Source organism: Salarchaeum japonicum (assembly GCF_020614395.1).
GTDB lineage: Archaea > Halobacteriota > Halobacteria > Halobacteriales > Halobacteriaceae > Salarchaeum > Salarchaeum japonicum.
The window spans coordinates 1,912,083-1,933,475 of sequence record NZ_CP085324.1 but is presented as its reverse complement, the minus strand read 5'-3'; the positions used below and the strand labels follow the sequence as shown (position 1 = coordinate 1,933,475).

The following is a 21,393-nucleotide window of genomic DNA, read 5'->3' as shown; positions in this document are numbered from 1 at the left end:
CCGGACTTCTCCTCTCTCCTCCGGTATGCGACTGGAGGACTACTGGGGCGTCGGCCCGAAGACCGCCGCGCTCCTCGACGACTCGCTCGGCACCGAGGCCGCCGTCGCCGCCATCGAATCCGCGGACAGTCGGACGCTCGTGGACGCCGGTCTCTCCCGGGGCCGCGCGACCCGCATCCTCCGACGCGCGAACGGCGGGGACGGCATGGACGTGCTCGCGACCGAGGACGCCCGCGCCGTCTACAAGGACATCGTCTCGCTCGCCGAATCCTACGCCGTCACCGACCACGCCGCCGACCGCGTCCGCGTCCTCACGCCGCTCCTCGACCGGGACGCTGTGGAGGCGCGCCTCGACCGCGTGACCGCCGCCGTCGAATCCTGGCGCGCGCTCGACGACGCCACGCGAACCGACGTGCTGGACGCGTTCGAGCGCTACGACGACGCGGGCGGCACCGACCGCGCCGCTGTGGACGCGGCGCTCGTCCTCCGCGAGACTGGCTTGCACGACGGCGTGTTCGCGCCGCTCGCGGACTGCGACCCCGACGCGCTCGCGGACGCCGCGGACGCCCTCCAGTACCTCGACGGCGAACGCGTCACCGCCGGCGCGGACGCCCGCCTCGACGAACTCCGGGACGCTCACGCGGACGCCGAACGCCTCGAACGCGACACGTTCGACGTGCTGGAGGAGATTCGGGGCTCGGGCGTGCGCGGCACCGAGGAGTTCCGGGAGGCGTTCGTCGCGTACGTCCGCGAGCAGACCGCCATCGACCCCTCGCGGGCGCGCGAGGCGATGGGCGACGGCGCGACCGACGCCGCGGACTTCCTCGCCGCCACCGCCCGCGCCCTCGAAACCGACCTCGCCGCGGCGGTCGAGTCCCGCGAGGACACCGTCCGAACCGACCTCCGGGAGCGCGTCGATGCGGCGCGCGAGGACGTGGACGCCGCCGTCGAGGCCGTCTCCAACATCGCGTTCTACCTCTCGATCGCCCGCTTCGCCGACGCGTTCGACCTCACGCGGCCCGACATCGTCGAGACGGATACGATCGCCGTCGTCGGCGCGCGAAACCTCTCCCTCCGCCGGGACGGCGTGGACGTCCAGCCCGTCACGTACGGCGTCGGCGACCACTCGACCGGAGACGCGCCGAGCGGCGACCGCGTCACCGTGCTCACCGGCGCGAACTCCGGCGGGAAGACGACGCTCCTCGAAACGCTCTGTCAGGTCGCCCTGCTCGCGCAGATGGGTCTCCCCGTCCCCGCTGACTCCGCCGAGGTCGGCCTGGTGGACGCGCTCGTCTTCCACCGCCGGCACGCCAGTTTCAACGCCGGCGTCCTCGAATCCACGCTGCGCTCCGTCGTCCCGCCGCTCTCCGGCGACCGCCGCACCCTCATGCTCGTGGACGAGTTCGAAGCCATCACCGAACCCGGGAGCGCCGCCGACCTCCTCCACGGCCTCGTCACGCTCACAGGTAGAGAAAACGCGCTCGGCGTCTACGTCACCCACCTCGCCGACGACCTCGCTCCCCTCCCCGGGAACGCCCGCATCGACGGCATCTTCGCCGAGGGCCTCACGCCCGACCTCGAACTCGCCGTGGACTACCAGCCCCGCTTCGACACCGTCGGGAAGTCCACGCCCGAGTTCATCGTCTCCCGGCTGGTCGCCGAAACCGAGAACCGCGAAGAACAGGCCGCGTTCCGCACGCTCGCGGACGCCGTCGGCCACGACGCCGTCCAGCGCACGCTCGCGGACGCCGAGTGGACGCAGTAACTTACAGTCCCTCCCCACCACGGCCCTGTATGGACTGGACACTCCTCCCGATAGTCGGCGGCGTCGCCCTCTTGCTCGCCGTGAGCGCGTTCTTCTCCAGCGCGGAAATCGCACTGTTCTCCCTCCCCATCGAACGCGTCCGCGAACTCGCGGACACCCCCACCGGCAAACAGCTCGCGGAGACCCGGGAGAACTCTCACCGCCTCCTCGTCACCCTCCTCGTCGGGAACAACGTCGTGAACATCGCCATCTCCAGCATCGTCACCGTCGTCCTCGTCACCTACCTCCCGCCGAGTTACGCCGCCGTCGCCGCCACCCTCACCGCCACCACGTTGGTTCTCGTGTTCGGCGAAATCCTCCCGAAGACCTGGGGGCTCGCGAACGCCGAAGCCTGGTCGCTGCGCGTCGTCGGTCCGATGCGCGTCATCGAACTCCTCCTCTACCCGCTCGTCGTGTTCTTCGACACGCTCACCGGACTGCTCGCACGGCTCGCGGGCGGCGAAACCGAAATCGAACGCGAATACCTCGACGAAAAGTAGGCGGTTAGTCGGAGTTCACGCTCGGGCGCGTGCGCTCCGTGCCCTTGCCCTTCTTCGAGAGACCGCGCCCGCGCTTGCCGGCGGCGGTGAGACCGCGGTGCGCGCGGTTCTCCTGGGAGTCGTCACAGATCCAGTTCAGGTCGTCGTCGTTCTGGATGGCGGGATGCTCGGGGTCGAGGAAGATGACCTCGAACCACTTCTGACTGCCGTCCTCACCCACCCAGTACGAGTTCAGGACGCGGAGGTTCCGGTACTTCCGGGTCGCGCGCTCCTCCGCGATGCGCTGGAGGTTCTTCGAGCGACCGATACGGTTCACGCCCTGGCGCTTCGTCCGACGCCCGGCCTTGAACCGCTGCTTGCGCGCCGTCCCCTTCCGCACGGAGACGCGCGCGACGACGACGCCCTGCTTCGCCTTGTAGCCCAGGTCGCGGGCCTTGTCGAGGCGAGTCGGGTTGTCGACGCGGACGATAGCGCCCTGGTCGCGCCACTCCTGCTTTCGCTGCCACTGCAGTTCGGCGAGCTTGCCCTCGCCGGGCTGCTTCCACGCGTCCCGGATGTGGGAGTAGAAACTTCGTGCCATGGTTATCAGTCGGGCGCTTGCGATTCAGTTCGCGGACGCGAACCACATTTCGTCCCGTCGAAACGGGTGCCCGCTGGAGCCCGTGGCCAGCGAGTTACCCAACGTTCGGGGAGCGCGAGTAAAAGGACTACGGAACGTGCCCGGCTACGCCGCGAGCAGTCGAACGTTCAACACCGTGAGGAGGAATCCGACGCCGGCGAGCGCGACGGGCGGCGTCAGGTAGACGAACCGGTCTTTCCACGCGTGCATCGCGTACACGCTCAACGCGAGACACGCGAAGAACGCCGCGAGCTTCACCCCCACCAGTCCCGCCAGCCCCAGGCTGTCGAGCGCGAACGCCACCAGCGGATTCCCCTCGCGAACCGCCGGCGCATAGTACACGAGCGCCACCGTCGTGACGATGTCGCCGACGCCGTACCCCGTCGTCGCGAGTATCCACAGCCAGTAGAACTCCTGCTCGCTCCCCACGTCTCCGTCGACGGTCAGCCACCTCATCGGGCGAACGCTCGCGTTCGACCTACAAAAACCTCCACCGTCAGTCCTGCTCCGGGAGGTCGGGCGGCGCGCCGTCCGAGCCGAGCTGGCGGCGCGCGTCGTAGTAGGTGTCTACCGCCGCGGACACCGCGAACAGCGCGACGATGACCGCCGCCCACGTGACGTCCGAGAGCAGGTCGAACGGGAACACGTCCACCCACGCGACGGCGAGCAACGCGGCCGCGAACGCGCTCAACCCGAGGTAGTACTCGCTGCGCGGTATCTCCTGTTCGGGAACCACGTCGAGGTAGACCTCCACGTCCTCGAACTCCTCCGCGGGTTCGACGTGCCCCCGGTTCGGGTCGTAGTCCACGACGTTCGCGTCGTCCATCTTCGGCAGGTGGGTCTGCCGGAGCGACGTGTACACGGTCTTCCGGTCGCGGTGCGTGATTTCCGCGGGCGGAACGCCGTTCTCCCACGCGGAGAGTTGCTGGGAGAGTTCGCGGAGGTCGACTTGTTCGCCGTCACGCTGGCGGAGGTAGTGAAGGGTGTGTCGCCGCCGCCGGTTGCTCAACAGGTGGAACACGTCCTCTCTGGTCGGCTCGGTTCGCCCCTCGTTCCCGGCGTCTCGTAGCACGCCCGTCATACACGTGTTGCCTGGAATACACTCGATACTGTCATCTCATAACTCTACGGGTTCTCGACATGAATTACCACGCCCGGCCGGCGGCCGTAGATATCGAACACCTTCCGAACGAAAAATATGTATTAGTATCTACAAATCAGTCGTTAAACCCGGAAACCGCGCGAAGGCGTCGGTATGAGGATGCCGCCGGTAACCTCGAACTAAGCGAATTATGGCCGGCGTTAGGAAACATCTCGGAGCGCATACATACGGGGGTGTAGGAGAGAGGGTGTCCTGTCGATGGACGACGTGACGGAAAACACCGCGCGAGTCCGATCGCGCAAGCACACCAATGCCGTCCGATTGTCCATCGGGTGACCACCAATGTCACGCACGATCAAACTCACACGGCGTAGAGTACTGGCGTCGCTCCTCGTCATCAGTCTTGCGGCCGCAGGCGCGGGCGCGGGAACGATGGCGTACTTCAGCGACACCGAGACCAGCACCGACAACACCGTCAGCGCAGGCACGCTCGACCTCCAGCTCGACGACGGCGACAGCGACGTCACGCTCGTCGAGGTCAGTGAAGCCGCGCCCGGTGACTCCGGTAGCACGACGCTCAACGTCTCCAACAACGGCACCATCGACGGCACCCTCAGCATCGACTTCGACGTTTCGAGCGCCGAGAACGGTATCGTCGAACCCGAAGAGGGAGTCGACAACAGTCCGTCCGACAGCGAGCTACCGGAGAACCTCCAGGTCAAGCTCACCTCGGACGACGCTCCGAACGTCGGCTGGGTGAACGCCTCCGACCTCGGCACGTACTCCGAGTTCGCGACGCTCGAAGCGGGCGAGGAAGTCGAGTACACCGTCGAGTGGCGCATCGTCAGTGACGCCGGTAACGAGATTCAGTCGGACAGCGCCACCGTCAACGCCACCATCACGCTCGATCAGGAGACCGACGAATAACTCGGTGACTCCAGATGAGTGACGACACAGACGGAATCGAACTCACGCGGCGTCGCGCGCTCGGCGGGCTCCTGACGCTCGGAGCCGCAGGGGCGGCGAGCGGCGCGGGAACGATGGCGTACTTCAGCGACACCGAGACCAGCACCGACAACACTGTCAGCGCGGGCACGATGAACCTGGAACTCGGCACGCCTGGCGGCACCTACGGTGATGGCGTCTCCGGCGTGTTCTCGGTAGGAAACCTCGTGCCCGGCGACACGCTCGGCGGAACCGTCGTCGCCCGAAACGATGGCTCTCTCGCAGCAGATCACCTCGAACTCAAAATCGAGGCGAGCGGAACCGAGGCATCCGGGAACGGGAGCGACGACGGCGACACCATGCCCGAGAGCGCCGACGGGATGGCGAGCTTGTTCGAAGTGGACACGCTCAGCTATCCGGAGGAAACTGGCGGCGGAGAACTCCTCGACAACCTCGACGGCGACGGAGACCTGAACGACAACGGCATCATCGACCTCGACGATGTCGTTCGACACGGGGTTTTCGACGACCTCCAACCCGCCCCCCAGTCAAACATTCCCCGCGACCTCACGATGGACTTGAAATTCGTCAGCACGGAAACACACCCGGAGTACACGGGCGACTTCGACGACGACGATTTCCAGGGCGACGAACTCTCTATCACGGTCACGATGGCGCTCGCACAGGAACCCGGACAGGACGTCCTCTAGGGGACGAACCACACGCTCCGACCCACGCCGGTGCATCGCGGGCGGTTCGACTCCGCCCGTGGGTCTTCCCCACACGGGGATGCACACCAATGTCAGACGACGACCAACGCACGTTCGAACTCACGCGGCGTCGCGCGCTCGGCGGCCTCCTGACGCTCGGAGCCGCAGGGGCCGCGGGCGGCGCGGGAACGATGGCGTACTTCAGCGACACCGAGACCAGCACCGACAACACTGTCAGAGCGGGCACGCTCGACTTGACGGTCAACGGCGCGTCCGATATCGGCGGCGCGAGCCTCTCGGTCGCCGACATCGCGCCCGGCTGGTCTGACTCGTACGGCCTGGAACTCGGGAACGACGGAACGGTCAGCGGCGACCTCTACATCCAGTTCGGCGTCAGCGGAAGCGACGGCACCGCGACGAACGGCGACAGCGACGGCTCCGGCCTCGAAGACGACCTCGACCTCACCTGGAACCTCGACAGCGGAGGGAGTGGCTCCGTCGACCTCGAAAACGCACCGACCTCGTGGCTCGACACGGGGCAAACCCTCGCCGGCGGGGACACCGTGAGCGGCGACATCGGCCTCGAACTCCCGACGTCCGTCCAGAACGAGGCGCAGGGCGAGTCCGTCACCATCGACGTGTACATGCAGCTCGTCCAGGACGGCGGAAGCCCGTAACACGAGCACACTCTGGCCCACGCTGGTGCAGTGCGGGCGGTTCGATTCCGCCCGTGGGTCGTCCGGTGACGAATCGTAGTGGACGGCCGGATTCGGCGGTCACAGGGGTCGCGGAGCCGCGTGTCCATCCCCGGGACACACGAGGTGGTTCGCGGTGAGGGGGTTCGCGTCCAAGGTGGCCGTGTTGCTCGTCGTCGCGTCCGCGCTCACGATGACGGGCGGGTACGGCACGACCGCGAGCTACCTCTCCGACACCGAAACCGCGTCCGGGAGCATCGACGCGGCGACCGGCGGCGACATCACCCTCGAGAAAATCACGCCGAAGAAACTCAACGCGAAGAGTAACGCCAAATTCACGGTTCATCTCGATATCTCGGGCGACGCGAGCGTTCGGTGCGGGGAGACAACGCTCCGCGTTCTGAAAACGGGGGATACGATTACGTCGCTCAATCAGGCGTGCGATTCCTCGAACGCGAAGTTCTCCCGTGCTGACCTCGTGGACGCCGTGAACGGCTCCGGTACGTACGATGTCACGGTCACGGTCAGATTCGAGTCGGGGTTCACCGCGAGCGCCACAACCACCCTCGACGTGCAACACGCATCGCCCGGAACGCAGACCGTGGGAGGGACGAACACCGGCGACGACTCCGGGTTCACGGAGACGGACTCGGACGAGTCGAGGGTCGTCGAGAACGAGACCGACCGGCGGAACGAGACGAAGGGCAACACGTCGAAGCAGAGTGACGGCGAGCGCAACGCGTCGGAGAACACACTCAACGAGAGCGAGTCTCTGGAGAACGACTCGACGCCGTTGGAGAACGAGAGTGAGTCTCTGGAGAACGACACCAAGTCCGGTGACGCCGGCAACGAGTCGGCGAACGCCGGCGAGGACGCGGACGACGGTTCGACTGACGGGAACGCTGACGGGGGAGAGACCCGCGGGGAGAACGACGGAAGCGGCGCGGACGCCGGGGATGCGGACGCCGGCGAGAGCGACGGGGAAAGCGACGACGCGCCCGGCGAGGAATCGACGGCGGGCGGTGGAGCAGGAAGTGAAGACGACGGGGGCGGTGGTGGTGAGCAATCCGGCGACGACACCGAGCGCGATGACGACGACGGCGGAGGTGGTGCGTCGTGAACACGTCACGGGAGGCGACGCGGCGGCGCGTCGTCGTCATCGCCGTGTTGCTCGTCGCGGCCGCCGCGGCGGGGTTCGGGCTCTCGCAGTTCGAGTCGGCCGCGAGCGACGCGAGTGACGGGGACGCGCCCGCGCCGCCGACGGTGACGCCCACGCAGAACGGGAGCGGGAGCGCGGGCGGCGACGCGAACGCCGGCGCTCCGGCGTCCACAACCACGACGACTACGACGACCAGCGGGGCGACGACTACGACGACCACGACGACGCCCGGGTCGGTCGGCGTGCAGTTCTCCGCGGAGAGCCCGGAGAACGTCGAGAACACGCTCGGCGAGGTCGTCCACCTCGACGGCCGACTCACCGGCACGCTCTCCTGGAACGTCTCGGACGCCCGAACCCTCACCGTCGTCGTGTCGACGTGGACGCCCGAAAGCGAGTGGGCGCGCCAGCGAACCGTCGAGCGCGCCGTGAACGACACCGGCACCCTCGCGCTCTCGCGCGTCCTCGACGCGCCCGTCACGTACGCCTCGGGCGAGCGCGCGGACGAGTTCAACAACTCGAACGACGACACCACCGTCCTCCGCGAGGGCTACGTCACCGTGACCGCGTTCGTCGCCGCCGACGGCGCGACCGTCGAAGCGCAGTCCATGGACTCGTACGCGTTCTCGGTCGCGAACCTCGCCACCCCGAGCACGCCGAACCTCTCCGTCTCGAACCCCGGCGTCCTCGGCGTCTCGAACGCCGCCCCCGGCGCGTCCGGCCGCACCGAAACCGTCGTCACCAACGACGGCGACGCCGCCGGCGCGCTCGACGTGGTTCTCACCGGCGTCGACTCCGCGGAGAACGGACTCATCGAACTCGAACGCGGCGTCGACCGCCCCGGGAACGGCGGCGAACTCGCGTCCGCGCTCGAACTCCGCGTCGCGCTCGTCCGCGACGACGGCGCGCGAACCTACCTCGTCGGCGGCCCCGACGCCTACGTCACCGCCGCTACCCTCGACGAGACCGTTCTCGCCGCGGACTACCCGCTCGCCGCCGGCGAATCCGTCCGCGTCGTCGCGCAGTGGCGCGTCCCCGCCGCCACCGGAAACGCCATCCAGACCGACTCGGTCACCCTGAACGTCTCGTACGTTCTCACGTCCACGACATAGATGCTCACCAGAGACACCCTCACGAGAGTCGCACAGTACGCCGGAGTCGCACTCCTCCTCGCCGTCGTCGTTCCGTCCGTCGTGTTCGCGGTTCCGCAGGTCGCCGGCGCGGACAACAGCTACGTCGTCCTCTCCTCCAGCATGTCCCCGACGATTCACGCGGGCGACGCGGTCGTCGTCGACGGCGTCTCCCCGGACGACATCGACGAACGCGACATCATCACCTTCCACGCGACCGGCGCGACCGCCGACACCGGCCTCGTCACCCACCGCGTCATCGACGTCGTCGAACGCGACGACGGCCGGTACTTCCGCACGCAGGGCGACGCGAACGAGGAACCCGACGGCGAACTCGTCCCCGCCGAGAACGTCGTCGGCGTCGTCCGCTTCCACATCCCCTACTTCGGCTACCTCGTCCAGTTCGTCAACACCGGCAACGGCATGCTCCTGTTCGTCGTCGTCCCCGCCGTCCTCCTCGTCCTGAACGAACTCTGGAACTTCCGAACCGCCCTCACCGACGACGAAGACCCCGACACACCCGCGGAAAACGACTAATCCCGCTCCGCCTTCCCGCGAACCCCGATTCGATATCTCGACTATCAGTTTATCCTCGCTGTTCGGCGCTCTCTCCCGAGACACGCGACTGCCGCGAAAACAGCCCGCTCAGTAGTTCTCGATACGCTCGAAAGAATCGGCGGCGACGGCGTCCGCGACCGCGTCGACGTCCGGTTCGGAGACGGCGTTCGGGTACTTCCGCTGGAAGTAGGAGACGATGTTCTTCACGTCCCGGCCCAGCAACTCGCGCGCGTTCTCGTGTTCCGTCGGAACGGACTGCGGCCAGTCGAACAGCGTGATACCGGACTCGTGGACGAACACGTTGTACTCGGAGATGTCCGCGTGCACGAACCCCTTCGCGTACGCGAGCGCCATCTCCTGCAGGACGAGGTCGAGCACGCCCTCCGCCTGGTCGGTGTCGAGCTTCGCGCGGTTCAGCTCCACGCCGTCGATCTTCTCCATCACGATGGCGTGCCGGTTCTGGTCGACGGGCCGCGGCACCCGCACGTCGGGATACAGGGTTTCGAGCGCCTCGTGCTCGCGTTCGGCGGCTTTCCGCGCGGTGTAGAACCACGAGACGTGTTCTTTCTCGCTCGTGTAATCGCGTTCTTTGTTCACCTCGCGGAAGTTCGTGTACCCCTCGCGGTGGAACTTGAGCGCCATCGGCTTGTACGACTGCACCTCGAACACGTCGGACTCCTTCCCGACGCCCAGTGGCGCGCCGAACCCTTCGACGGTGTCGCGCTCCGCAAAGGACTTCAGCGCGAGCACGTCGTACCCCTCGAAGGTCAGCCGGAACCCCTCGTACTGGATGGTCTGGCGCTCCACCAGTCCGCGGTCTTCCACGCGGTCGAGTCGGTAATCCACCTCCTCCTCGGTGAGCCGCGCGAACTCGGGGAGCTTCTCCCGCGCCACCCACTCCGAAAAACGCATCCCGTGCTCCACGCCCGAGAGGAGGTTGAAGTCCTCCTGCTCCAGTTCCGCGACCTCCTGGGCGACGTTCTGAACCATCTACCACGAACGTGGGTCGCGCCGGGTAAAAACACCCCGGAGCCATCGATAAACTCCATGGGGCGATATAGAAACGCGTTCTCGGGTTCGGACTGCGGTCGCTCTACCGAGATTCGAGCCTTAAAAGCGTATAGTGACTCTTGGACAGTACTAATCTATATACGTTACCAACGTTAGAACCCTGCACGGGTATGACTGCCAATCTGAACTCCAATCGCAGAACCTTCTTGAAAGGCTCCGTCGGAGCGCTCGCACTCACCACCGCCGCCGGCTGTCTCGGAGACAGCGGAAGCGGGAGCGGTGACGCGCCGGGCGCGGACGGCGAGATGATAATGACCACCTCGACGGAAACCACGTCCGCGTACGCGATGAGTCAGGCAATCGCGAACCGCGTAAACCAGAACACGGACGCGGTCACCGTCGACGCTCGACCGAGCGAAGGAACGAACGCCAACATCGGCCGTCTCTCGCGCGACGAAGCCGACATCTCCTACATCCAGAACTGGACCGCGAGCAAGGTCGCGAACAACGAAGCGCCCTTCGAGGACATCGAGTTCACGCCGACGCAGGTCTTCCACCTCTACGACCTCGCGTGGCTCCTCACGTCCCCGAACGACGGCTGGACGTCCGTCTCCGACATCCAGCCGAACAGTCGGGTGTCCCCGACGCCGCGCGGATCCGGTACCGCCGAGATGCTCCAGCACTCCCTCGACTACGTCGTCGACGACTACGAGCGCGTGAGCATCAGTTACGGCAACCAGGCGAGCGCGATGAGCGAGGGTCGCCTCGACGTGGGCGCGGCGACCTTCATCAACGAGTCCGTCGAACCCGGCTGGGTGCAGCAGATGAAGAGCACCGTCGACCTCCGCGTCCTCCAGTGGCCGGAGGACGCGGTCTCCCAGCTCGAAGACGACCCCGCGGTCATCATCTCCGACATCGACATGGGCGGCTTCGAGGGTTACGCGTACGCGCCGGACACCCTCCACACGCCGACGCTCGCGTACAACTTCGTCGTACGGAACGACTTCTCCTACGACACGCTCTACTCCTTCCTCGAAACCCTCTGGGCGCAGCGCGAAGCCCTCCAGGAGGACAACGCGCTCCTCGGCGGCCTCGCGGACGGCGAGTTCTGGACGCAGAACGCGTACGACACGCTCCCGTTCCACCCGGCCGCCGCCGACTTCTACCAGGAAAAGGGCGTCTGGTCGGACGAGTTCGAGGTCGCTGACGAGTAGCGCTCTCGATGTTCGACTCCCTTCGACTGACCGACGGCACGACAGTCGCCGAACTGCGCGAATCCTTCAGTAGCCGCCCGGCCAGCGAGCGCGTCATCCTCGCCACGGTCTCGGCGCTCGCCGTCCTGCTGACCGCGTCCACGCTCGCGTTCGCGTGGTTCCGCCCCATCGTCCGCGTTCGCTGGGCGAACATCTTCCTCGGCCTCGGCCTCGTCATCTACTACCTCAACCTCTCCGTGCAGGCCCAAGAGGGAGACTCGCGGCTCCTCGGGTACGTCCCCGACCGCTACCACGACCACGTCGGCCGCATCGACTCACACCTCTGCGTGCTGTCCGCGCTCGCGGCCGCCGCGGCGAGCATCTACGTCGAACTGAACTTCATGCGGCTCTACGAGAGCGCCATCGTCGTCGGGTTCCAGCAGACCGACATCGTCGTCGGTCTCGTCGTCGTCGCGCTGGTCATCGACGCGACCCGGCGCGCGTACGGCTGGGCCATCGCGCTCGTCGGCATCGGCTCCGTCCTGTACGCGCTCGTCGGCCCCGCGCTCCCCGGGTTCCTCTCGCACTCCGGGTTCTCGTGGGCGGACGTGGCGACGTACGGCGCGATGCGAATCAACGGCGCGTACGGCTTCATCACCGAAATCGGCTCGACGTGGGTCGCCGTCTTCATCATGTTCGCCGGCCTCGCCCGCGTCTACGGCGCGCTCGACGTCATCCTCGGCCTCGGCGAACGCCTCGGCCGGAACCTCAAGAGCGGCGTCGTCCACGTCGCCGTCCTCTCCAGCATGGCGATGGGGTCTATCACGGGGAGCGCGGCCGCGAACGCCGCGACCACCGGGAGCTTCACGATTCCGATGATGAAGCGTCAGGGCGTCCGCGAGGACTACGCGGGCGCAATCGAGAGCGTCGCGTCCTCCGGCGGCCAGATAATGCCGCCCGTCATGGGGGTCGCGGCGTTCCTGATGGCTGACATCCTCGGCGTCTCCTACTTCCGCGTCATCCAGGCGGCGTTCCTCCCGGCGCTCCTCTTCTACTTCAGCGTCGGCATCGCCATCCAGTTCGCCGTCCTCCGGCACGGCTGGACGACCGAGCGCGCGACCGACGACAGCATGCTCGCCGCCCTGTTCAGCGTCCGCACGCTCACGACCGTCCTCTACACGGCGCTCACCGTGGGCGCGTTCCTGCTCGCGCGCGACACGCTCGCGCTCGGCCCCGTGCAGTCCGCGCTCGTCGCCGGCTTCACGCTCCTCGTCGCCCGCCTGATTCAGGCGGTCGCGTTCTCGGACACCGCGACGGACGACTTCGTCGGGGCGGTTCGCCGGTTCTTCGAGGGCACGCACTTCCTCGTCCCGATGGCGGTTCTCCTCTACACGCTCGTCGTGATGCGGCTCTCCCCGCTCGCCGCCGGACTCTACACGACCCTCACGATGGTCGGGACGATGTACGCCCGGAACGTCCTGCTCGCCGCGCTCGGCGACGCGTCCAGCGAGGACGCAGCGGACGCCGACGCCGCGTCCCGGGACGTCCTCTCCGCGGTGCTCGCGACGACCGTGGACACCCTCCGCGGGTTCAAGCGCGGGTCGCTCGACATGGCCCCGCTGGTCGGCGTGCTCGCGTCGATGGGCGTCATCATCGCGATGCTCACCCAGACGGGACTCACGCAGACCATCAGCCTCCGCATGATTTCGCTCGGCGGCGGCGTGCTCGTGTTCGTCCTGCTCATCGCGATGGTGTGCAGCATCCTCTTCGGCATGGGGATGCCGACGCCCGCGGCCTACATCCTCGTGCAGGCGCTCATCACGCCCGCGCTCGTCGACCTCGGCGTCGGCTCCATCACCGCCCACCTCTACGTGTTCTACTTCGCGATGCTCTCCGCCATCACGCCGCCGGTCGCGGTCGGCGTCGCGGTCGGCTCCCGCATCGCAGACAGTAGCTTCATGCAGACCGCGATGCAGTCGCTCCGCATCGGCGCGGCCGGATTCCTCATCCCGTTCGCGCTCGTCACCAACCCCGCGCTCATCGACTGGACGCTCACGGGAACCCCGCTCGCCGTGTTCGGCGTGTTCCTCGGCGTCGTCTCGCTCACCGCCGCCACCATCGGCCACGACGGCGCGCAGACGCTCACGACGTTGCGGCGCGCGGTCTTCCTCGCGCTCGCCGCGCTCTGTCTGTTCGGGCCGGCGGCCGAGATGGTGCTCGGTAGCTCCGCCGCGCTCGCCGTGCAGGCCGGCGCGGCCGTCGCCGCGCTCGCGCTGTTCGCCGTCGCGAACCTCCGGGGGTCGGAGACGCCGACGCCCGCGGGCACGTAGCGACCCGAACCGTTTTCTCCCCCTCTCCCGTTCGCCCCCGTATGTCACCGCTCGACACGGAGGTGCGCGTCGGCACCGTCGAATCCGCCGAACCGTTCCCGGAGACGCGGAAACCCGAGATGGTGAAACTCACCATCGACCTCGGGGACGACACCGTGCAGTCCGCCGCCCAACTCGGCTACCACCACGACCCCGACGCGCTCCCCGGAACCCAAGTCCTGTGCGCGCTCGGCCTCGGAACCGTGAACATCGCGGGCTACGAGTCCGAAGCGCTCACGCTCGGCGTCCCCGGCGACGACGGCAACCCCGTGCTCGTCCGGCCCGACGACGACGTGCCGGCCGGCGGCGAACTCTACTGATTAAGTCCCGCGGGCCGAACACCACCGCATGACCCTCGCCGACCGCGAGTGGCGGCTCATCACGGAGGAGACCTGGCACGGCCCGACGAACATGGCGCTCGACGAGGTCGCCGCGCGCACCGCCGCCGCGGACGGCCTCCGCACGGCGCGCATCTACCGCTGGGGGCCGAGCACGCTCTCCCTCGGCTACAACCAGAGTCCGGAGAGCGTGGACTGGGCGTACTGCGAGGACGAAGGAATCACCGTCACCCGCCGACCGACGGGCGGCGGCGGCATCTACCACGACTACACGGGCGACATCTCCTACACCGTTGTCGCGCCCGCGGACGAACTCCCCGGCGACCTCATGGACGCCTACCACGTCCTCTGCCGGCCGATTCTCGACGCGCTCTCCCGGATGGGAATCGACGCCGACTACGTCTCCGAGTCGATGCCCGAGATTCATCGGCCCGCGTGCTACCTCCGCGAACTCCACCCCGCCCACGACATCGTCGCCGACGGCAAGAAGATAAGCGGGAACGCCCAGTACCGACAGCGAGACGCCGTCATCCAGCACGGCTCGCTCTCCTACTCGCTCGCCACCGACCGCCACCTCGGCGCGTTCAGCGACCCGCCCGCGCCCGACGAGTTCGAGGGACGCGTCACGTCCATCCGCGACCTCACCGGGATTTCGCGCGACGACGCCGTCGCCGCCGTCGAGAACGCGCTCGCGGACTGGGCGGACGCCGACCCCGGCGAGTGGCGTGACGACGAACTCGCGGACGCCCGCGACCTCGCCGCCGAGACGTACGCGACCGACGCGTGGACGCGCGAGAAAACTACTTGAACCCGAACGACTCCTCCTCCAGCGGCCCGAGCACGTCCTCCAGCGCCCGCTGAATCTCGCCCAGCGGCGGCGAATCACGGGTCGGGTCGAGCGGATGCTCGCCCACCCAGCGATACTTGATGACGCCGTCCCGGTCGATGAAGAACACGGAGCGCTTCGCGCGCGCCGCTATCTTGAACGCCCGGTACTTCACGCCGTACGACTCCGCGATGCTGAGGTCGCGGTCGGTGTACAGCGGGAACCCGAGGTCGAGGTAGTCGATGAACTTCTTGTGCGTGTACGTCCGCGACCGACTCACGCCCACGACCTGCACGCGCTCCCCCGTCGCGAACCAGTCGTAATCCCGGAACGAACACCACTCGTTCACGCAGTCCGGGCTGAAGTCGTTCGTGTAGAACGCCAACAGCACGGGCTTCTCCCCCAGCAACTCCCCCAGCGCCGTCTCCTCCACCTCGCCGTCCGGCGTGACGAGCGGCGCGCTGAACAAGGGCGCGTCCGCGCCCACCGCCAGCGGCGACTCCGGCATACCTCCACGAAGGGCGGGGACGGCCTAAAGCGTTCGTGCTCCGGCGGTTCCGAAGCGCTTTCGTCCACCCGCCACGCACTCCTCGTATGCTCAGAGTAGGCGCACACGTCTCCATCGCCGGCGGCGTCGACAACGCCGTCGAGCGCGAGGTCGACGTCGGCGGGAACTGCGGCCAGATATTCACGCACTCCCCCCAGGTCTGGCAAGACCCCAACATCGGGGACGACGAAGCCGCCGCGTTCCGCGAGGAAACAACCGCGGAACTCGACGGCCCCTGGGTGATTCACTCGTCCTACCTCGTGAACCTCTGCACGCCGAAGGACGACCTCCGCGAGAAGTCCATCGACTCCATGCAGAAGGAAGTGGACGCTGCCGCCGAACTCGGCATCGAGTACGTGAACGTCCACCTCGGCGCGCACACCGGCGCGGGCGTCGAGAACGGCCTCGACAACGCCGCGAGCGCGCTCGACGAACTCAGCATTCCGGACAGCGTCACCGTCCTCGTCGAATCCGACGCCGGGTCGGGAACCAAACTCGGCGGCGACTTCGCGCACCTCGCGGGCGTCCTCGACCGCTCCAATCAAGACCTCGACGTGTGCCTCGACACCGCGCACGCGTTCGCCGCCGGCTACGACCTCTCCACGCCCGCGGGCGTCGACGAAACCCTCCAGGCGTTCGACGACGAAATCGGCCTCGACCACCTCGCGTGCGTCCACCTCAACGACTCGAAACACGAGTGCGGCACCAACAAGGACGAACACGCCCACATCGGCGAGGGACACATCGGCGACGACGGCATGACAGCGTTCGTCAACCACGACGCCATCCGCGACGTGCCGCTCGTCCTCGAAACCCCGAACGAGGACGGCCGCGGCTTCGCGTGGAACATCGAGAAAGTGCGGGAACTACGCGACGCGTAAGCGTCGCGGAACGACTGAACGCTGAGCGGTAGCGAGGCGTGAGATACTACGCGACGCGTAAGCGTCGCGGAACGACTGAACGCTGAGCGGTAGCGAGGCGTGAGATACTACGCGACGCGTAAGCGTCGCGAGCCGTCGAGCGGTGGAACCGCGAGACTACGTGAATCGTAGATTCACGAACCATCGAGCGGGCGATGCGTGGTGAGCGGTCGCGTGGAGGCGGTTCGTTTTTCTCACCAGGGGTTGTAGTCGTGGGCGTGCGACGGTTTTCGGCGGAGTACTTGACGGACACGCGGCGGGGGATGTGGGAGAACCGGGAGGCGCTCGCGCCGCTGTCACTCGGCGACCGGGAGCGCGTGCTGGACGTGGGGTGTGGAACCGGCGAGCTGACGCGCGTGCTCGCGGAGGAGTCGCCGGGCGAGGTCGTGGGGGCGGACGCCGACAGCGACCTGCTCGCGCACGTCGCGGCGGACGGTCGATTGCAGGCGGACGCGACCCGGCTTCCCGTCCGGGACGGCGCGTTCGACCTCGTGACGTGTCAGGCGCTACTGATAAACCTCCCCAACCCAGTGGCGGCGGTACGGGAGTTCTCGCGGGCGTCCTCGGATCTCGTCGCCGCAATCGAACCGGACAACAGCGAGGTGCGGGTCGAATCGACGGTTCCGGACGAGGCGTCGCTCGCGGAGTCCGCGCGCCAAACGTACATCGAGGGCGTCGAGACGGACGTGACGCTCGGCCGGAGCGCCGCCAGCGTGTTCGAGGACGCCGGCCTCGTGGACGTGCGGACGCGGCGGCACGAACACGTCCGCACGGTCGAACCGCCGTACTCGCCCGCGGAACTGGAGTCCGCACAGCGGAAGGCGACGGCGAGCCGGCTCGCCGAACAGCGCCCGACGCTCGAAGCCGGCGGAATGACGGGAAGCGAGTACGACCGCCTCCGCTCCGCGTGGCGCGAGATGGGGCGGTCGGCGGTCACCCAGATGCAGGACGAAGCCTACCGCCGGCGTGCGATGATTCCGTTCTACGTCACGGTCGGCCGCGTTCCGGACGCCACCGAGGCGTAGCGGGCCGCGTTCCGGCCGGTCCTCCCCGCGGCGAACGAGTGCGACGTGCTCGCGCTCGCGCTCGCGGGACTTCTCCTCGCGGTCGTCGTTCTGGTTCGACTACTCTCCGAAAATCAGTACGTCGCCCTTCAGCGCGGCGTTTCGGTTCCCCACTTGTCGAGGGCGGTGCGGAGTTCGGGGTGGGTGTCGGCGTACTCTTCGATGTCGATGCCGGCGACGGCGGCGTCGATGGATTGGCGGAGGGCTTTCGCGCCGGCGTGCGTGCCGTCGGGATGGCCGTGCACGCCGCCGCCGGCCTGGATGCCGATGTTGGTGCCGATGCGGTCGACGAGCTCGGGGACGAGGCCGGGGTGGAGGCCGCCGGACGCCATCGGGAGCACGTCCTTGAGGCCGTGGAGGTCGCTCGCCAGCCACTCGTTGATGCCGGCGGTGTCCTCGTTTTCGAGTTTTCCGAGGTCGGCGGTGCCGGTGTGGATGTGGTCGACGCCGCAGAGCCGCGCGACCTGCGCGAGCGCGCGCATCGACACGCCGTGGTCGGGGACGCGGTCGAACGCCGCGTGCATCGCGCGGTGCGCGTGAATCGCCAGCCCTTCTTCCTCGGTGAGTTCGCGTACTTGCTGGACGGCGGCCCAGCCGGCGGTGACGACGTCCACCATCACGAACTCGCAGCCGGCGTCCGCGGCCATCTGAACGCGTTCGAGCATCTGGTCGCCCGTCCCGGTGACGTTCACGAGGTAGCTCTTGCGCTCGCCCGTCTCCTCCTCGGCCTCGTCGCGGCGTTCGAGCGACTGGTAGAGCCGGTCTTCGTACCGATTGAACGACTGGTCGGTGAGGTTCTCGTCGTCCTTGAGGAGGTCGATGCCGCCCGTCCACGCCTCGTAGGCGACCTGGACGTGCTGGTCGGTGCTGAGGCCGACCTTGGGTTTCGGGACGGTGGCGGTGATGGGGCGGTCGGCGGCGTCCAGGAGTTCCGAGCGAACGCTCGTTCCGTACTGGGGGCCGGGGAACGAGCTCGTGAGGGGTTCCGGCCAGTCGCAGTCGAGCAGTCGGATGCGCTCGACGGCTTTCATTCCGAGGATGTTGCCCGCGATGCAGGAGAGCACCTGGGGCATGTTCCCGTGCTCGAAGAGCGCGTCCGGGTACGCGACCCTGATGCGGTCGCCCTGGATGTCGAAACAGGTCGCGCTCAAGTCCGTGATGCTCCCCTCGACCTGGAGTTCCGCCCACGTGCCGTTCGAGCTCTCGGAGGCGACCCGACTGCCCGCGGACTCCATGTCCATGTCGCTTGCGGGCGTGACGCGGAAGTCACAGACGAGTTCGTCGTCCGCCGGTTCGTAGTCGAGGTCGATGAAGTCCTCGTACGTGATTCCCGTCATAGACCCGAAACTGCACCCCGCAGCATCAAAACACTGCCGCCGCAACCGGATTTGATATCTCGACATATAGTTTATGGGGGTGCGAAACGGTGAAACGCGCGCCCCCGCAATCTGGGGCATGGACTGCACCAAGTGCGACCGCGAGGCGGTGATGCACGCCGCGTACTCGGGGACGCATCTCTGCGACACGCACTTCTTCGAGTCCGTGGAACGCCGGGTGCGCCGCCGCGTCCGCGAGGACGACTTGCTTCCGCGGGACGCCACCCCGGAGAACCCCCAGACGTGGGTGGTCGGACTCTCCGGCGGGAAGGACTCCGTCGTTCTCACGAAGATACTCCACGACACGTTCGCCGACGACCCCCGGGTGGAACTCGTCTGCCTCACCATCCACGAGGGCATCGAGGGCTACCGTGACGCGTCCGTGGACGCGTGCGAGGACCTCACCGCCGACCTCGACGTGCGCCACGAACTCGTGACGTACCGCGACGAGTTCGACCTGGAGATGGACGACGTGGTCGAGGACGACCCGGAGAACATGGCTCCCTGCGCCTACTGTGGGGTGTTCCGTCGCGACATCCTGGCGCGGTACGCCGACGAGTACGACGCGGACAAACTCCTCACCGGCCACAACCTCGACGACGAGGCCGAGACCGCGCTGATGAACATCTTCGAGGGGAACGTCGAGCAGGTCGCGAAGCACTTCGACGCCTCGCTCGGCGGGTTCGACGAGCGCGAGACCCGCGAGGAGATGGTGCCGCGCGCGAAACCGCTCCGGGACGTGCCCGAGAAGGAGGTCGCGCTCTACGCCCAGCTCCAGGACTTGCCCGTGCACATGGCGGAGTGCCCGCATTCGAGCGAGGCGTTCCGCGGCGAAATCCAAGACCTCCTGCTGTCGCTGGAGGAGAACCATCCCGGGACGCGACACTCGATTATGGCAGGCTACGAGGAGTTGGCGGGACTTGCGGCGGAAAAGTATCGTGGCGGTGAGCCGGAGTCCGAACTGGACTCCTGCGCGGAGTGCGGCGCGCCGACGACGCGCGACGTGTGCCGGAAGTGCGCGCTGGTCGACGCCGTTCAGTCGGTCTGACGCACCCCGGTGTCCCACGAACTGGGGAACTGTGCGACGGGCGCGTGACCGGCTGTTCGGTTATCGGATGACGTCGAGGCCGTTGTTCTGCTCGACTTCGTCCTCGCCGCCGTCGGAGTGCGCGCCCCACTGAGAGCCCGTGCTCCCGGTCTGGGTCTGCGCGTCCACGTCACGGGACGGGTTCGTGTCCACGTCCTGGAGTTCCTGCCGGGACTTGTCCGCCTGCTTCTGGGTGCTCGGCCCCAGCACCTGCGCGGACTGGACGCCCGTCATGATGGCCATGACGCGCACCTTGCCCTTGTAGTTCTCCTGGATGCGCGCGCCCCAGATGACGTTCGCGGACGCGTCGAGGCGTTCCGTGATGTGGTCGGCGATGCCCTCGGCCTCTTTGAGCGTGAGGTCGGGGCCGCCCGTGATGTGGACGAGGCCGCCGCTCGCGCCGCGGTAGTCCACGTCGAGGAGCGGGTGGTTCATCGCGTCCTTCACCACTTCCTCGGTCTTGTTCTTGTCCTGGGTCTCCCCGACGAGCATGACGGCGACGCCGCCCTGGTTCATGATGGCGGTCATGTCCGCGTAGTCGAGGTTGATGAGGCTCGGCTGGGTGATGGTCTCCGAGATTCCCTTGACGGTCTCGGCGATGATCTGATCCATCACGCTGAACGCCTTGCCGATCGGGAGGTTCGGGACGTAGTCGAGCAGGCGGTTGTTGTCCAGCACGATGATGGAGTCCGCTTCGTCGCGGAGCTTTTCGAGGCCTTCCTCGGCCTTCACCGTGCGCGCGCGCTCGACGTTGAACGGCGTGGAGACCATTCCGACGACGATTGCGCCCTGCTCTTTTGCGATGCTGGAGACGACGGGTGCCGCGCCCGTTCCCGTGCCGCCGCCCATGCCGGCGGTGACGAACACGAGGTCTGCGTCCCCGAGGACTTCCTTGATGGTGCCCTGCGCCATTTCGGTGGCGCGCTCGCCCATCGAGGGGTCGCCGCCCGCGCCGAGGCCGTTCGTCAGGGACTTCCCGACGAGAATCTTCGTGTCGGCCTCGATCATCTTGAGGTGCTGTTTGTCCGTGTTGATGGCCACGGTGTCAGCGCCCTCGACGCCGATGTTGTAGAGGCGATTGACGGTGTTGTTTCCGGCGCCGCCGCAGCCGACGATGACGATTCGGGGGTCGCCGAACTCGTCTCCGTCACTGCTGGCGTCGCTCATGTCTCGCTGCTCTTTCTCGGCGTTTTCGAGGGCCTCGTTGACTATATCCTGCATTGTTTACACCTTGGCCCAGTTTTTCGGGCTGTTCTCTTGCTGTTCGTCAAGCATCTCGCGGACGGCGGACCGGATGGCTTCGCTACGATTGGGGTACTTCCCCCGCTCGACCATCCGCTCGACCTCCTCGATTTGCTGCCGTGGTATCCGGAGAGTCACACGCTCCATAGTTTGTTTCCCCAGTAAGCCGTTTGTCTTACATCGCGCCCGGACGCGGCGTAC

23 protein-coding genes are annotated in these 21,393 nt (G+C 67.3%); 15 read left to right on the top strand and 8 right to left on the bottom strand.

The genetic code is table 11. The annotated features are described in order from the left end of the window. Positions 1 to 25: 25 nt before the first annotated feature. The gene (locus tag LI334_RS10835; protein WP_227260842.1) at positions 26 to 1,765 is read left to right on the top strand and encodes a MutS-related protein; all 1,740 of its coding nucleotides are present in this window, start codon (positions 26 to 28) and stop codon (positions 1,763 to 1,765) included. 29 nt (positions 1,766 to 1,794) lie between these two features. Then, positions 1,795 to 2,304 (top strand): CNNM domain-containing protein, encoded by a 510-nt coding sequence (locus tag LI334_RS10830; protein WP_227260841.1) that lies wholly within the window; start codon positions 1,795 to 1,797, stop codon positions 2,302 to 2,304. Between the two features lie 4 nt (positions 2,305 to 2,308). On the opposite strand, the gene LI334_RS10825 is transcribed toward LI334_RS10830, so the two are convergent. From LI334_RS10825 to LI334_RS10815, 3 genes are all read right to left on the bottom strand, one after another. Then, positions 2,309 to 2,884, bottom strand: coding sequence for a 50S ribosomal protein L15e (locus LI334_RS10825; RefSeq protein WP_227260840.1), 576 nt, complete (start codon positions 2,882 to 2,884; stop codon positions 2,309 to 2,311). 144 nt (positions 2,885 to 3,028) lie between these two features. Beyond that, the gene (locus LI334_RS10820; RefSeq protein ID WP_227260839.1) at positions 3,029 to 3,379 is read right to left on the bottom strand and encodes a hypothetical protein; all 351 of its coding nucleotides are present in this window, start codon (positions 3,377 to 3,379) and stop codon (positions 3,029 to 3,031) included. Positions 3,380 to 3,419: 40 nt separating this feature from the next. Continuing rightward, the gene (locus LI334_RS10815; RefSeq protein ID WP_227260838.1) at positions 3,420 to 4,004 is read right to left on the bottom strand and encodes a DUF7344 domain-containing protein; all 585 of its coding nucleotides are present in this window, start codon (positions 4,002 to 4,004) and stop codon (positions 3,420 to 3,422) included. A 363-nt stretch (positions 4,005 to 4,367) separates the two neighbouring features. Between LI334_RS10815 and LI334_RS10810 the strand changes: the two genes are divergently transcribed. The 6 genes from LI334_RS10810 (at position 4,368) to LI334_RS10785 (ending at position 9,198) form a co-directional block, all read left to right on the top strand. Beyond that, the gene (locus tag LI334_RS10810; RefSeq protein WP_227260837.1) at positions 4,368 to 4,952 is read left to right on the top strand and encodes a TasA family protein; all 585 of its coding nucleotides are present in this window, start codon (positions 4,368 to 4,370) and stop codon (positions 4,950 to 4,952) included. A 14-nt stretch (positions 4,953 to 4,966) separates the two neighbouring features. Continuing rightward, on the top strand, positions 4,967 to 5,680 hold the full coding sequence (locus tag LI334_RS10805; RefSeq protein ID WP_227260836.1) for a TasA family protein: 714 nt from the start codon (positions 4,967 to 4,969) through the stop codon (positions 5,678 to 5,680). 89 nt (positions 5,681 to 5,769) lie between these two features. Then, on the top strand, positions 5,770 to 6,357 hold the full coding sequence (locus LI334_RS10800) for a TasA family protein (protein WP_227260835.1): 588 nt from the start codon (positions 5,770 to 5,772) through the stop codon (positions 6,355 to 6,357). 154 nt (positions 6,358 to 6,511) lie between these two features. Next, complete coding sequence (locus LI334_RS10795) at positions 6,512 to 7,495, top strand: hypothetical protein (protein ID WP_227260834.1); 984 nt, start codon at positions 6,512 to 6,514, stop codon at positions 7,493 to 7,495. Beyond that, positions 7,492 to 8,643 (top strand): hypothetical protein, encoded by a 1,152-nt coding sequence (locus LI334_RS10790; RefSeq protein ID WP_227260833.1) that lies wholly within the window; start codon positions 7,492 to 7,494, stop codon positions 8,641 to 8,643. The genes LI334_RS10795 and LI334_RS10790 overlap by 4 nt, the downstream gene beginning before the upstream one ends. Then, the gene (locus LI334_RS10785; protein ID WP_227260832.1) at positions 8,644 to 9,198 is read left to right on the top strand and encodes a signal peptidase I; all 555 of its coding nucleotides are present in this window, start codon (positions 8,644 to 8,646) and stop codon (positions 9,196 to 9,198) included. It abuts the gene before it with no gap. Positions 9,199 to 9,306: 108 nt separating this feature from the next. Here LI334_RS10785 and LI334_RS10780 read toward each other — a convergent pair whose 3' ends face one another. Further along, positions 9,307 to 10,209, bottom strand: a complete 903-nt coding sequence (locus tag LI334_RS10780) for a serine/threonine-protein kinase RIO2 (protein ID WP_227260831.1) — start codon at positions 10,207 to 10,209, stop codon at positions 9,307 to 9,309. Between the two features lie 191 nt (positions 10,210 to 10,400). On the opposite strand from LI334_RS10780, the gene LI334_RS10775 reads away from it, so the two are divergent. The 4 genes from LI334_RS10775 to LI334_RS10760 are packed head-to-tail and all read left to right on the top strand — an operon-like array spanning position 10,401 to position 14,938. After that, a complete protein-coding gene (locus LI334_RS10775) occupies positions 10,401 to 11,444 on the top strand; it encodes a substrate-binding domain-containing protein (RefSeq protein ID WP_227260830.1) in 1,044 nt (347 codons plus the stop codon). A gap of 8 nt (positions 11,445 to 11,452) precedes the next feature. After that, a complete protein-coding gene (locus LI334_RS10770; protein WP_227260829.1) occupies positions 11,453 to 13,753 on the top strand; it encodes a TRAP transporter permease in 2,301 nt (766 codons plus the stop codon). Positions 13,754 to 13,794: 41 nt separating this feature from the next. Continuing rightward, a complete protein-coding gene (locus LI334_RS10765; protein ID WP_227260828.1) occupies positions 13,795 to 14,112 on the top strand; it encodes a tRNA-binding protein in 318 nt (105 codons plus the stop codon). Positions 14,113 to 14,140: 28 nt separating this feature from the next. Then, entirely contained in the window at positions 14,141 to 14,938 is a 798-nt protein-coding gene (locus LI334_RS10760; RefSeq protein ID WP_227260827.1) for a lipoate--protein ligase family protein, read from the top strand. Here LI334_RS10760 and LI334_RS10755 read toward each other — a convergent pair. After that, the gene (locus LI334_RS10755; protein ID WP_227260826.1) at positions 14,931 to 15,464 is read right to left on the bottom strand and encodes a redoxin domain-containing protein; all 534 of its coding nucleotides are present in this window, start codon (positions 15,462 to 15,464) and stop codon (positions 14,931 to 14,933) included. The genes LI334_RS10760 and LI334_RS10755 overlap by 8 nt on opposite strands. 86 nt (positions 15,465 to 15,550) lie before the next feature. Between LI334_RS10755 and LI334_RS10750 the strand changes: the two genes are divergently transcribed. Continuing rightward, the gene (locus tag LI334_RS10750; RefSeq protein ID WP_227260825.1) at positions 15,551 to 16,384 is read left to right on the top strand and encodes a deoxyribonuclease IV; all 834 of its coding nucleotides are present in this window, start codon (positions 15,551 to 15,553) and stop codon (positions 16,382 to 16,384) included. 257 nt (positions 16,385 to 16,641) lie between these two features. Then, positions 16,642 to 17,448, top strand: a complete 807-nt coding sequence (locus LI334_RS10745) for a class I SAM-dependent methyltransferase (protein WP_227260824.1) — start codon at positions 16,642 to 16,644, stop codon at positions 17,446 to 17,448. Positions 17,449 to 17,576: 128 nt separating this feature from the next. On the opposite strand, the gene rbcL is transcribed toward LI334_RS10745, so the two are convergent. Next, positions 17,577 to 18,824, bottom strand: coding sequence for a type III ribulose-bisphosphate carboxylase (gene rbcL / locus LI334_RS10740; RefSeq protein WP_227260823.1), 1,248 nt, complete (start codon positions 18,822 to 18,824; stop codon positions 17,577 to 17,579). Positions 18,825 to 18,942: 118 nt separating this feature from the next. On the opposite strand from rbcL, the gene ncsA reads away from it, so the two are divergent. Continuing rightward, positions 18,943 to 19,911: a tRNA 2-thiolation protein NcsA gene (ncsA, locus tag LI334_RS10735; protein WP_227260822.1), complete on the top strand. Its 969-nt coding sequence runs from the start codon at positions 18,943 to 18,945 to the stop codon at positions 19,909 to 19,911. A 60-nt stretch (positions 19,912 to 19,971) separates the two neighbouring features. On the opposite strand, the gene ftsZ is transcribed toward ncsA, so the two are convergent. Both ftsZ and LI334_RS10725 read right to left on the bottom strand, forming a co-directional pair. Then, entirely contained in the window at positions 19,972 to 21,171 is a 1,200-nt protein-coding gene (gene ftsZ, locus LI334_RS10730; RefSeq protein WP_227260821.1) for a cell division protein FtsZ, read from the bottom strand. Positions 21,172 to 21,174: 3 nt separating this feature from the next. After that, complete coding sequence (locus tag LI334_RS10725; protein WP_145844010.1) at positions 21,175 to 21,339, bottom strand: ribbon-helix-helix domain-containing protein; 165 nt, start codon at positions 21,337 to 21,339, stop codon at positions 21,175 to 21,177. Positions 21,340 to 21,393: the final 54 nt, after the last annotated feature.